Here is a 13,063-nt window from a genome sequence, read left to right on the forward strand (position 1 = left end):
TATGAAACAGATGATATATTGGCTGTTAGCCTTGACTCTCTTGGTGAACATCTCCTGTGAAGGTTATACAGAGGAAGAACTAGGAGTAGCCAACTTGGTTTTGCAGCCGGATAAAACTCAAGTAAAGGTCGGTGAAACCGTAGAATTTACGGTAACTTTCTCTGGAGAAAGTGTGACAGAGAAGGCAGAAATCAGCTGCCTTACCAATGGAAAAGTGCTGGATACATCTTCATTTACTGCTACCCAAGTGGGTGATTTTACTTTTCAAGCCTCTTATGAGGGGGTAAAATCGTCTAAGGTTACTATTACGGTGCAGGCAGATGAACCCTCTGGCAATACGTCTCGCTTTGTGCGCCAGGTATGTGTGATGGATTTGACCGGTACATGGTGTTCTATGTGTCCTGATGGCTTTGTATTTCTTAATACCATCGTTAATATGTCTACTTATAAGGATGTAGTGCATGTAATGGGTATGCATTCTAAAGGAGGCGACAGTGATCCGTTCCATTTGGATGTGACTGATGAAATCAACAACGAACTGGGCAACGGACCGTTAGGTTTTCCGGCTTTTGTAGTAGATCTTCGTGTAAAGGGAAGCTTGAATGGTGAACGTCCGCTCTTCAGAACGAGTCTGGATGAATCTCTCAATAAGTATTTGCCTCATTGCGGAGTAGCTGTGAAGTCACAGTTGGATAATTCTCAGGCAAAAATAACAGTGCGTCTGCAGTCTGAAAAAACAGCTGAATACAGATTGGCTATCTATGTTGTGGAAGACAATATTCGTAGCAAACAGAATAAGGGCGGTAAATATGTAGATAACTATTTGCATCGTCATGTAACCCGTCGTCTGTTGTCAGCCAGCTATAAGGGAGATAAACTAGGTACTGTAGAGGCTGGTAAAGAAGTTGCTAAGGAATATACCTTAGAGATTGATTCGTCCTGGAAACTGGATGATACTGAAATTTATGCTTTGGCTATTGATGAGCAGGGACATGTGAATAACATGGCTGTTTGCAAGCTGAAGAATGGAGATACTGACTATTGGTATGTTACAGAATAATATTTATTACTAAAAAAAAGGTTTATGAAAAAGTTATTTTTAAACATGATGTTCGCAGCAAGTTTCTTATTTGCTGCCGGATGCCTTACAACATCGTGCTCTGACGATGATGATACGACTGCTGAAAATGTAGATCCGGGTACAGATGAAGAGCCGGAACCAGAACAACCGGAACAGGAGTATAATCCAGTGGTAGCTCAACTGCCTATTCGCTGGAGCGATAAGGAAGTAGACGGAGGTACCAGTGGCGTATCTATCAAGGCTTCTACTGTAACAGAAGATAACGTGATCTTCACATTGCGTCCGGGTGATGAAATTCAGTCTTACCGTTTTGATGTGTTCCCGTTGAGTGTGCTTTACAACCAGTTGCTTAACGACAAAATGGTAGGCAAGACTGCTGATGAAATTGATGATAAGATTATCTCTTATATGACTAATACAACAGGTTCCGGTGGTTATATTATGAATGTAGATGATCCCGACTATGCTGAATTGGAATTGGATTGGGGTAACTCTCAGTTTGCTCAGGCTAAGTTGGTGGCGAATGCTTCTTATATCATCACTGCTGTGCCTTGCTTTGACAAGGATGGTATGGAGCCGGCCGGCATTAATATGGTGTATGTAAAGACAGCTTCTAAGCCATTGGTTGGTGATCCGGAAGTAGGTATCGACGTCAATGCTACTTATAGAGGTTTCTCTGTAACACACTATCCTAATGATGATTGTCACTACTATTATTATTTTGCTTCAGATAAGACTCAGATTCAGGAGTATATTGATCTTTGTGGTGAAGCCATGTATGGTGAATTCATGCGTCAGGCTGTGTACGAAGCTACTCCGTCTAACGATCCGGGTACTTATACTCAGAATTTCGGACAAACAGCCAATGCTAATTTTATGATTACAGCTACGGCTATTGGTCTGGATGCTAACAAAACTCCTGCCAAGACATTCCAGCGTCAGGATTTCAGTTTGAAGGCTATTCCGGAAACAGCAGAAGTGGCAGAATGTAATCTTGAAGTAAATCCTCAAAAACTTTCTTCCACTCAAGCTTTCATGAATGCTAAGCTGAGCAAGGCTTGTGCTGCTCTTTTCTTCAACATTATACCGAAGAGCGAAGCTGAAAATCTGAAAAATGCAGATGAGGCTACCCGTTTGGAATATGCCGTACAATTGCGCGATGGAGGTTGGGGTATTGCCAATAAGAATTTTGCTTTTGATGAAGCAGCAGGCAAGGCTACTGGTAAAGAATATACAGGTGGCGATTTCTTGGCTGACTTATATCCTGGTACTGAATATATGGCTGTATATGTTGGCCGTAATTTCTATGATCAGCTTACAGAACTGAAATTCTCTGAACCATTTTCTACTAAAAATCCGGTAGAAGATAATCCGTCAGCTTGTAAGGCTAATGATTTGACTCTCGAAGTAACAGATATTGAACGTAATCAAGCTAAGTTGACTTTCCGTTTTAATGAAGAAACATTGGCTAATATCCGTTTCCAATACATTGCTCCGAACTTTGCAGGTGCCTTCCTTCCGATGGAAGGCGATCCTCGTGAAGACTTTATAGATTTGTTCTTTGCTCGTGAACCGTTTACAGAATCAAGCTTTGTCAATACTTGGTATGCAGAAGCTGGAGGTATCTCAGCATCTGTGGATACTAATCTGGAACCAGGTAATGAATATAAGATTGCTTACATGGCAGAAGACTGGAGCGGTGTGCTGGGTGATGTGAAGTTTGTTACTTTCAAAACTCTGGCTGCTCCTATGGGTGATAATCCTCAAGTGAAAATTGAAGCTAAGGTTCAGGATGGTTACTATGATGTAAAATGGACTACTACAGATGCTTTTAGCTTGAAGTACGCTACAATCAATGAGCAATATACTGAAGCGTTGCTGGATAAATTGAGTGATCCTAAAACAACTTATGAACAAATGATTGATGCCTTTACCTACTGTACTGTAACTTATGGCTTGGATGCATCCAGTGGTAAAATGGCAGAACAGGTTGAGTTTAAAGAGGGAGTACAGTTGTCTTTAGGCTTGGCTTACGGTAAGGATGACAAGCAGAGTGCATTGGCATATGCTATCTTGAAAGATGGTAAAGTGATGACACTGGCTGATTTTGGCAAGTCTCCTAAGGGAGCTACCAAGGCTGCGAAGTTAATTCGTCAGGCTGAAGGTGCTGCTGAATTCGTTCCGGCTGCTACATTGAAAAATGTAAATGTTCGCAAGGTATTAGACAATAATAAGATTGTCTTCCTGAATATGAACAATTATGGTCTTTATAGAAAATAATCTTAAATAACTTATCCACAGGGTTACAGAACTGAGGTTTTCGTGACTCTGTGGATTTTTATCATTTAATCTAGTATTAATCAGACATGATTAACAACTTTTTGAAACCTTGGCTGTTCCTAAGCCTTTTTGCCTTGGGTGCTTTGACATTGGGTAGCTGCTCGGATGATGACGACAGCACTACACCGATTGAAAAACCGGATGATAAAAGTCCGGTGACGAATGTGAATAATCCGTTAAGTGGAAAAAAAGTTTCTTATTTCGGTGAAACAGTAACGATTACTTTTCAGTCTCCTGCTAAGTGGACTGCAGAGGTAGAATCAGAAGAAAACTGGGTTTCTATTCTCGAAAAAACAGGTAGTGATAAGGCTGGTAAGGGGGCAGTGATGCTGAAGTTTGCCAAGAATCAGGCAGGTGCTAAGCGCACAGCTACTCTCTATGTAACGGTAGATGGTTATAAAAAGGTTGCTGTAGCAGATTTCGAGCAGGAATCTAATGGTAATACAACATCAGCTGTCAGCAAATATTTGAATGCGGAAATGGATAAGATTCTGAAGGAAAAGTATCTGTGGAGCACAGAATATGCAGCTTTGTCTAATCTTGAAATGGAAGTTCCTTTTGATGAATTTCTTTTTAAGAATTTGACTAAACTAGGTGATGTAAACATTGAAGATGGAGGTATTTATCGTGATTATAGCTCTCTACGGGGTCAACGTTACATCTATTCTAATATTTCTGAAATAAATGCAGGTACTCGTGCCAGTCAGCAAGGTGGTTTAGGCTTAGGTCCTTCATTCGCTTCTGCATTAAGAGAAACGGGTGATGAAGTAGGCTTGGCTTTGGGGTATGTATATGTCGGTTCTCCTGCTGCTGAAGCAGGCATGCAGCGCGGTGACATTATCTACCGGGTAAACGGTACTGCTTTGCGTACCAGCAATTATTTGGCATATCGGGATGAATTGTTCTATAGTCCGAGTTCTTCTGCCTATAAATTGGATTTCTATCGTTTTGTGTCTAATCCCAATACGGGTAAATATGACATGAAGGCTATGTCTGCTACCGTATCTGCAGCAGTTTATCTGTACAATCCGATTCTTTATGCTTCCACGTTTGAACTCGCATTGGAAGGAGAAAAAAAGGTAGTGGCTTATGTTGCTATGGAGTCTTTTGATTTGGGAGCTCATGATCAGGTGGTAGAAGTGGTGAACTGGTTAGCTGAAAACAAGCCTGATGAACTGATTCTGGACTTCCGCTTTAATGTAGGTGGTGCTGTGGCTCAGAGCCGTTATCTGACAAGCGCTATTGCTGGTGCAGCCAATAAGGATAAGGTGTTTGCTAAATTAAAGATGAATGATGGCAGTAAGGAAACCTGGACATTTGGAGAAGGAAGTCCTGATGGTTTAGGACAGGCTCCGGATTTAGGTTTGAAACGTGTATTTATCATTATGTCTGAAAATACTGCTTCTGCTGCAGAAATGGTTATCAATGGTTTGAAGGGCATTGACTTTGACGTAAGAACTTATGGTAGCCGTAGCGAAGGTAAGAATGTGGGTATGGAAGTGCAAACCTTGCAATATGGTTCGCGTTATTTTGAATTTGCTCCGATTACCTTCTGGGTAGAAAACGCTAAAGGGTTCAGTGATTATGCTGATGGTTTCGAACCGGATTATCTCTTGAATAACCAGAATCAAAGTTATAATGATGATATAGACAATGTTTTCCCGTATTCTTTCGGTAATTGGGATGAACTTGGATATAACTTGGCATTCTATTGGGTTTATTGTCATATTATGGGAAAAACTCCTGACTTCGAAACAAAGACTCGTTCGTTGAATGAAATTCCGTTTAATTTGTATAAGCCGTTAGAACAGATGCAAATCGTTCCTAAAGCTGGACGTTATGGAAACTTGGTTTATCGTAACGAAGCCAAATAAAAGGCAGAATTTCAGTATAGTCTGAATATCTTAAAAAGGTACTGATTGCTATGATTTGCCAATCAGTACCTTTTCTTTTGTCCCTATCTCTCTTCCGGAATTTTCCAAGGAAGCTATCATCTCCATATAGGCGGAGAGAAGATGGACTTTCCGCTGGCGGAGATTAGACTGGACTGATACGTGCCCCGTATCATATCCGGTCCGCTTCTACATACCCGTGCATCACGGCATAGATGGCAAGCCCCGAAACCGACTTGATACCGAGCTTCTCGGTGATGTTCTTTCGGTGCGAAATAACCGTCGTCAGGCTGATGTTCAGTTTGTCGGCTATTTCCTTGTTGATAAGCCCTTTGGTAATCAGAGTCAGTACCTCTATTTCACGAGGCGACAGATCATGCTCCTGCTGCATTTCCTGCGGTGATACGGGATGATGTGTCACCTCGTGTCCCTGTTTCCGCATCTGCATGATGGCTTTCACCAGCTTGTCCTGAGGCAGGCAGACATTCAGCGTGGGAATGCCGCTCAGTGAAGGCTGTTCGCCTGCCGCCAGCACGATAGTCTTCGGACGGCGTGCCAGAAAGAACGACGTATGCTCGAAGTATGTCTGTGCCGAAACAAAATAATGGCTGTACATATCCGGCGTATCGTCTATCAGTCTGGCGAACGACGGAAACGTACGGATGGTCGCTACGGGGATAAGCTCTTCCAGAATGGTCTGCAAGCCCAATGCTGTCAGCGTATTCTGTTCTACGATTGCTATTTCAGGGATATGTTGCATCTTGGTTGATAGGTTGTTGGAGGATTAGAATCATTTTTGCAAGTACGCCGCTACGGCATCGGCACACCGTTCGCCGTCTACACCTGCCGACACGATACCGCCGGCATATCCCGCTCCTTCTCCGCAGGGGAACAGTCCCTCTACGGTGACGTGCTGCAAGGTTTCATTGTCGCGTACGATGCGGATAGGGGCCGAAGTACGTGTTTCTACGGCAATCATCACAGCCTCGTTGGTCAGGAAGCCGTGCGAGCTCTTGCCGAACAACTGGAAGCCCCGGCTCAGTCGGCTGCTGATGAATTTCGGCATCCAGAAGTGAAGCGGCGAAGAAACCAGTCCCGGGCTGTACGAGGTATCGGGCAGGTCGTAGCTGATTTTCCGGTTGATGAAGTCCGCCATACGCTGCGAAGGAGCCGTCTGCCGCATGTTACCCTGCTGCCAGCAGAGTTGCTCCAGTTTCTCCTGAAAGTGCATTACAGCCAGTGTATGTACGCTTCCCTCGGGCAGTTTTCCCGAACGGGCAATCAGTTCTTCGGTCTGCGCTTCTGCCGAACCCTGAATGGTTTCACACTCCTGAAGCTGCAAGTCGGGCAGGAGCAGGTCTTCGGGGCGCAATTCTACCACCATGCCGGAGTTGCTCCACTTCGTGCCACGGTTGCTGGGACTCATGCCGTTTACCACCAGCTGGTGAGGCCCGCTGGCTGCCGGAACCACAAATCCTCCCGGACACATGCAGAAGCTGTACACCCCTCTGCCTTCCACCTGCTGCACGAAGCTGTATTCGGCTGCCGGCAGATACTTTCCGCGTCCGTTCTTGTTGTGGTACTGAATCTGGTCGATCAGCATCGACGGATGCTCCAGACGTACCCCTACGGCGATACCCTTGGGTTCGATGGTCACCCCGTTGGCATACAACCAGCGGTATACGTCGCGTGCCGAATGTCCCGTAGCCAGAATCACCGGACCGTGGAAAGTCTTTCCCGTATTCGTTTCAATGCCTGCTACCTTGTTGTCCTTGATGAGCAGGGCATCCATACGTGTCTGGAAGTGCACCTCTCCGCCACAGGCGAGGATGGTGTTTCGCATGTTCTCGATCACCCTCGGCAACTTGTCGGTTCCGATGTGCGGATGCGCGTCTATCAGGATAGATGTGTTTGCTCCGTGCTGGCAGAACACGTTCAGAATCTTGTCCACGCTGCCACGCTTCTTGCTGCGCGTATACAGCTTGCCGTCGGAGTAAGCTCCCGCACCTCCTTCGCCGAAGCTGTAGTTCGATTCCGGGGCCACCTTGTGTTCACGGCTGATGCGGGCAAGATCCGTCTTGCGGTCGCGCACATTCTTTCCGCGCTCCACCACCACCGGACGCAGTCCCAGCTCTATCAGACGCAGGGCAGCAAACAGACCGCCCGGTCCGGCTCCCACCACAACCACCTGAGGCTTTCCCTCCACGTTGCGGTATTCCGTCCGTACAAACTCCTCCTCGGTAGGCGTTTCGTTGATGAACACCTGTACCTTCAGGTTTACGTAAATCGTCCGCTGGCGGGCGTCGATGCTCCGTTTCAGTACCCGTACGGCGTGTATGGTACGAATGTCGAGCCCCTTTTCACGGCTCACGTATTGCTTGATATGTTGTTCGCTGGCTGCCTGCTCGGGCAGAACTCTTAACTGATATTCTTGTATCATAACTGGTTGTTCTTGTTTACGTTTTCTTCTTCCATGAATTCTTCATACGGCTGTGGGATCATAATGCCACAGTTTGGTTGACTGGTCTGTAAGACGGCGGTATGTATCAGAACGGTAAAAGCGTAACAGGGCAAATCTGTATCATCCGGGCTATCTTGCCGGGTAAAAACAAATACAGGTTATTATCTGTCACTTCCAGATTCATAGATGTACCTCCTTGATGGTTGATTTCCTCCATCAGTCACTGGCGGCTTTGTGTGTGGAGAATTTCGAAATTTTCTTCCAGATAAGTCAATGCTCCTTGTTGGGAGAAAAGGTCGGCAACCTCTTTTCCTGTCATATTGTGCTCATGCTTGTACTGTTCCATGCAGAAAGTCACAAAGAAAATCTTGTCCAATTCTTCATTCTGCGTCATGACTTGTATGTTGTTTTTTGCACTCTTTTATCCGAACAGCTGTCGGAAAGCTTCTTCCACCTTGCGCACGGGAACCAGTTCAATCTTAATCTTCTTGCGGTCCAGTCCCTGCAGGTTATGCTTGGGTACGAGCATCCGTGTGAATCCCAGTTTCTCGGCCTCACTGATGCGTTGCTCGATACGGTTTACGGGACGGATTTCTCCGCTCAGCCCCACTTCACCCGCCATGCATACGCCCGCTTCGATTTCCGTATCCATGTTGCTCGACAGAATGGCACTGATTACCGCCAGGTCGATGGCCGGATCGTTCACCTTCAGCCCTCCTGCGATGTTCAGAAAGACATCCTTCTGCGCCAGTTTGAATCCTACACGCTTCTCCAGGACCGCCAGCAGCATGTTCATGCGTCGCAGGTCGAATCCCGTAGCCGAGCGCTGGGGCATGCCGTACGCCGCCGTACTCACCAGCGCCTGTACCTCGATGAGAAACGGACGGATACCCTCTACCGCACAGGCGATGGCAATGCCGCTCATACCCTCATGATCTTGCGTAAGCAGCAGTTCCGAAGGATTGCTCACCTGCCGCAGTCCGTCCTGCCGCATTTCGTAGATACCCAGTTCCGCCGTACTTCCGAAGCGGTTCTTGATACTCCGCAGGATGCGGTACATGTAGTGCTGGTCGCCCTCGAACTGAAGCACCGTGTCGACAATGTGCTCCAGCACCTTCGGTCCGGCAATGCTGCCTTCTTTGTTGATATGACCGATCAGAATAACCGGTGTTCCTGTTTCTTTGGCGAATTTCAGAATAGAAGCCGAACACTCGCGCACTTGTACGATGCTGCCCGGCGACGAGTCGATGTTTTCCGTCGAGATGGTCTGTATCGAGTCGATGATGACCAGATCGGGAGCCGTATTCTTGATGTTTGTGAAAATCTGTTCCAGCGACGTTTCGCACGCTATCAGCAGGTTGTTTGCTTCAGGATGGGGGATACGGTCGGCGCGCAATTTCAGCTGCCGTGCGCTTTCTTCGCCCGAGATATACAGCACCTTCTTGTCCGTGAGGCGGAGCACTGTCTGAAGTACCAGCGTCGACTTTCCGATGCCCGGTTCACCGCCTATCAGCGTAAGCGAGCCCTCTACCAGTCCGCCTCCCAGTACGCGGTTCAGCTCGTCGTCGCCCATGTCGATGCGCTGTTCTTCGCCTGAGGTAATCTCGTGCAGTCGTTGGGGTTTCGAACGCACCGATTCGATACCGTGTGCCACATGCTTGGCTACGGGCATTTCCTTGCGTACCACTTCCTCTACAAACGTATTCCACTGTCCGCACGACGGACACTTGCCTGCCCATTTGGGAGATTCCTGTCCGCAGTTGGTACACACATATACGGTTTTTTCTTTCGCCATGATTTTTTATTCCGATTGATTGCTTATCTTTGCAAAGATACTAAAAACCGGACTGTTTTCCTCATGTTTGGATGTCTTTCTTTAGTGGCTGTGTGGTCTTTGAAAATGAAAAATGCTGGTGTTTTAGCGAAAACTTGCCGAACTTTTCTCTAATTTATGTACGAATAGAGAAATGCTTTGTACAAAATATATCGTATTCTTGCAGGAGATTTACAGTATGCTTTGAAGTGTTAAAAACGATCTGACGAATTCTTAAAAAAATCCGGTTGAAGTTTTTTCGGAAAAAACTTCCCTTGCTTTTACTCTTTCTTTTAATATATAATAGGAAAGGGTGGCAACACTAGTGGTGCTGTTGTGGCCCGTAGGAGCTTGTAATAGCTTGTAAATAAGTGTGGTAGGTATGCTACCTTTTGGGTACACTAGTGGCCCGCCTGCTTTTTGTGTTATAGGAAACTTGCTAAAATCGCAAGTACGGCAGGTGTGTGACATTCCGATTAAAATTTGGACTTTCTGATAATTTGCTAGTTGTTTTGTGTATTGTTGTTTGAATTTGTAAGGAATTTTGCATGTTTAAGTGTGATACTGTTTTGTTATAAAAAGGATAAGTTGGCTTTACTTGAATATTCTGTCTGGAAAGCTGATCGAATAATTAACATAAACAAGTTAATGTGTTGACAAAGTTGAATTTTTATGCTGATTTTTTAATTTTTTTAGTATATTTGTCTCTGATTTATTAATAACACAAAAACAATTTAAGAAAACGTATGAAAAATCAATTGAAGCATTTTCTATTGTTTGCGGTGCTTGTAATTTTTGGTACAGCCACTGCAGTAGCTCAGGCTACATTGAAAGGCAAGATTGTAGATGCGGAAAGTAATGAGCCTCTTATCGGGGCAACGGTTTCCGTAAAAGGTTCTACTGAAGGTTCTGTAACCGATATCGACGGAGTGTTCTCGTTGAAAATTACAACATCGGGAACTACTGTCGAATTTAAGTATTTGGGCTATAAGACCAAAACAATGAAAATAACTCAGAAGGGTACTGTGGATTTGGGTACAGTTTCGATGGAGGCCGATTCACATGTACTGAATGATGTCGTAGTAACTTCTTCTATTGCGGTAGCACGTAAAACTCCTGTTGCCGTATCAAGCGTGGCAATGGACTTCATCGAAGAAAAACTGGGTACTCAGGAATTTCCTGAAATCCTGAAATCTACTCCGGGTGTGCATGCCAATAAAGATGGTGGTGGTTACGGTGACTCTGAAATCTATATGCGTGGATTCGGTAATGAGAATATTGCTGTGATGGTAAATGGTGTGCCGATGAACGATATGGAATGGGGAGGCGTTTACTGGTCTAACTGGTCAGGACTGACTGACGTGACTCGTACAATGCAGACGCAGCGTGGATTAGGTGCTTCAAAAGTTTCTGCTCCTTCTGTGGGAGGTACTATCAATATCATTACTCAGAGTCTGGAAAGCAAGAAAGGTGGTACAGTATCGTATTCTTTGGGTAACGATGGTATGAACAAAATCTTGTTCAGTGTTTCTACTGGTCTTACTAAATCAGGATGGGCTATGACTTTGCTGGGTTCTAAGAACTGGGGTAACGGATATGCTCAAGGACTTGACTTTGAAGGCTACAACTACTTCCTGAATGTCTCAAAACGATTGAATGACGCTCATCAGCTGTCGTTTACAGTATTTGGTGCTCCTCAAACACATTATCAGCGTAATGGCGCTTTGACAATTGCTGACTGGAAAATGACTGAAGAAGTGTATGGCATTAAGAATTATAAATATAATTCAACTTACGGTTTTGACAACGAAGGTCGTCGCAGAACCAGTGAGTACAACTCTTACCACAAACCGCAGATCAGCTTGAATCATCAGTGGCAGATTGATGACAAATCTTCTTTGAGTACTGTTGCTTATGTTTCTATCGGACGTGGTTATGGTTATTCCGGACAAGGTAACGAATATTACGGATATTCTTATCAGGATTGGAAAGGTGCCAACTATGGTGTGCTTCAGACTAAGTTCCGTAATCCTGATGGTACATTCGACTATGGAGCCATCCAGGATATCAACGCGGAAAGTGAATATGGTTCTATGCTTGCCATGAGCTTGTCGAAGAACTATCACAACTGGTATGGTTTGCTGTCGACTTATACCACTAAGTTCGGTAAGTACATCGACTTCTATGGTGGTGTAGACTTCCGTTATTACAAGGGAACTCATACCAATGAAATTTCGGACTTGTACGGTGGTCAGTATTTCATGGACTCTACTCGTGGTGATGTGTTGGCTGAAAATAATATCGCAGCTGCCGATCCGATGTGGAAATATGAAAAGCTGGGTGTTGGTGATGTAGTTTACCGTGATTATGACGGACATGTAATGCAGGAAGGTGCTTTCTTCCAGAGCGAATTCAATAAAGACAAACTTTCGGCTTTCGTTGCCGGTTCATTGTCAAATACTACTTATTGGCGTTACGACCGCTTGTTCTACGACAAAGCTCATGCTAAATCAGATAAAGTTAGCTTCCTCGGATTTACTGCAAAAGGTGGAGCTAACTACAACATTACTGAAAATCATAACGTTTTCTTCAACTTGGGTTATATCAGCCGTGCGCCTAAATTCTCTTATGGTGCTTTCATGCAGGCGAATGCAAGTCATGCCATCAACAAGGATGCTAAGAATGAAAAAGTGCTTTCTTTCGAATTGGGTTATGGTTTCCGCAACAGCTGGTTGACTGCTAATGTCAATGCTTACTGGACCAAATGGCTGGATAAGGCGATGACTAAATCTGGTCAGCTGGATAATCAGGAACGTACTGAATACTATATGAACATGACTGGTGTAAATGCCTTGCATAAAGGTGTGGAACTGGATGTGAAGGTTACTCCGGTAAAATGGTTGGATATTACAGGTATGTTCTCTTTGGGTGATTGGAAATGGGACAGCAATGCTACCGGTTATGCTTACGATGACAAGGGTATGCCGCTGAAGGAAGACGGTACTCAGGCAAGCGGAATCGGTGCTCCCGATCATGTGTCGGCTTCTATCAACCTGAAGGGTGTACGTGTGGGTGGTTCTGCACAGACTACTGCTGCATTGGGTGCAACTTTCAAGATTGGCAAGTCTATCCGTGTTGGTGCTGACTGGACTTATTACGGACGTAACTATGCTTACTATTCATTCAGCGGAAGTGATTTGAAACTGGGTAAGGAAATCAGTATTGCTGAACCATGGAAAGTACCTGCAGCAAGCCAGATCGATATGAATGCTTCTTATCGTTTCAAATTGGGCAAACTGGATGCTACATTGTCAGGAAATGTAAATAACTTACTTGACTACCAGTACATCTCTAAGGCATATAATCCTAAATCAGGTGTTGTTTCGGAAGAAACTATCTACTGTTACTATGCTTTCGGACGTACATATAGTCTAAGACTGAGAGTTAATTTCTAATCACCTGTTTTAAAGAAAAGA

At 44.9% G+C, this 13,063-nt stretch carries 8 protein-coding genes; 4 read left to right on the forward strand and 4 right to left on the reverse strand.

The window, feature by feature from the left end:
* Nucleotide 1 precedes the first annotated feature (1 nt).
* The 3 genes from BACCOP_RS13925 (at nt 2) to BACCOP_RS13935 (ending at nt 5,295) form a co-directional block, all read left to right on the forward strand.
* Nucleotides 2-1,060 carry an Omp28-related outer membrane protein gene (locus BACCOP_RS13925; protein WP_185150247.1) on the forward strand — a complete coding sequence of 353 codons (1,059 nt, stop codon included), beginning with the start codon at nt 2-4 and terminating at the stop codon, nt 1,058-1,060.
* Between the two features lie 24 nt (nt 1,061-1,084).
* Nucleotides 1,085-3,361, forward strand: a complete 2,277-nt coding sequence (locus BACCOP_RS13930) for a hypothetical protein (RefSeq protein WP_007570198.1) — start codon at nt 1,085-1,087, stop codon at nt 3,359-3,361.
* An 86-nt stretch (nt 3,362-3,447) separates the two neighbouring features.
* Entirely contained in the window at nt 3,448-5,295 is a 1,848-nt protein-coding gene (locus tag BACCOP_RS13935; protein WP_007570200.1) for a S41 family peptidase, read from the forward strand.
* A 190-nt stretch (nt 5,296-5,485) separates the two neighbouring features.
* Here BACCOP_RS13935 and BACCOP_RS13940 read toward each other — a convergent pair whose 3' ends face one another.
* The 4 genes from BACCOP_RS13940 to radA form a co-directional block, all read right to left on the reverse strand.
* Nucleotides 5,486-6,073 (reverse strand): helix-turn-helix transcriptional regulator, encoded by a 588-nt coding sequence (locus tag BACCOP_RS13940; RefSeq protein WP_007570202.1) that lies wholly within the window; start codon nt 6,071-6,073, stop codon nt 5,486-5,488.
* A 30-nt stretch (nt 6,074-6,103) separates the two neighbouring features.
* Entirely contained in the window at nt 6,104-7,753 is a 1,650-nt protein-coding gene (locus BACCOP_RS13945; RefSeq protein ID WP_007570205.1) for an NAD(P)/FAD-dependent oxidoreductase, read from the reverse strand.
* Nucleotides 7,754-7,994: 241 nt separating this feature from the next.
* Nucleotides 7,995-8,168, reverse strand: coding sequence for a DUF3791 domain-containing protein (locus BACCOP_RS19990; RefSeq protein WP_007570211.1), 174 nt, complete (start codon nt 8,166-8,168; stop codon nt 7,995-7,997).
* A gap of 27 nt (nt 8,169-8,195) precedes the next feature.
* Complete coding sequence (gene radA / locus BACCOP_RS13950; RefSeq protein ID WP_007570213.1) at nt 8,196-9,569, reverse strand: DNA repair protein RadA; 1,374 nt, start codon at nt 9,567-9,569, stop codon at nt 8,196-8,198.
* A 764-nt stretch (nt 9,570-10,333) separates the two neighbouring features.
* Between radA and BACCOP_RS13955 the strand changes: the two genes are divergently transcribed.
* On the forward strand, nt 10,334-13,042 hold the full coding sequence (locus BACCOP_RS13955; protein WP_007570221.1) for a TonB-dependent receptor: 2,709 nt from the start codon (nt 10,334-10,336) through the stop codon (nt 13,040-13,042).
* Nucleotides 13,043-13,063: the final 21 nt, after the last annotated feature.

The organism is Phocaeicola coprocola DSM 17136 (assembly GCF_000154845.1).
GTDB lineage: Bacteria > Bacteroidota > Bacteroidia > Bacteroidales > Bacteroidaceae > Phocaeicola > Phocaeicola coprocola.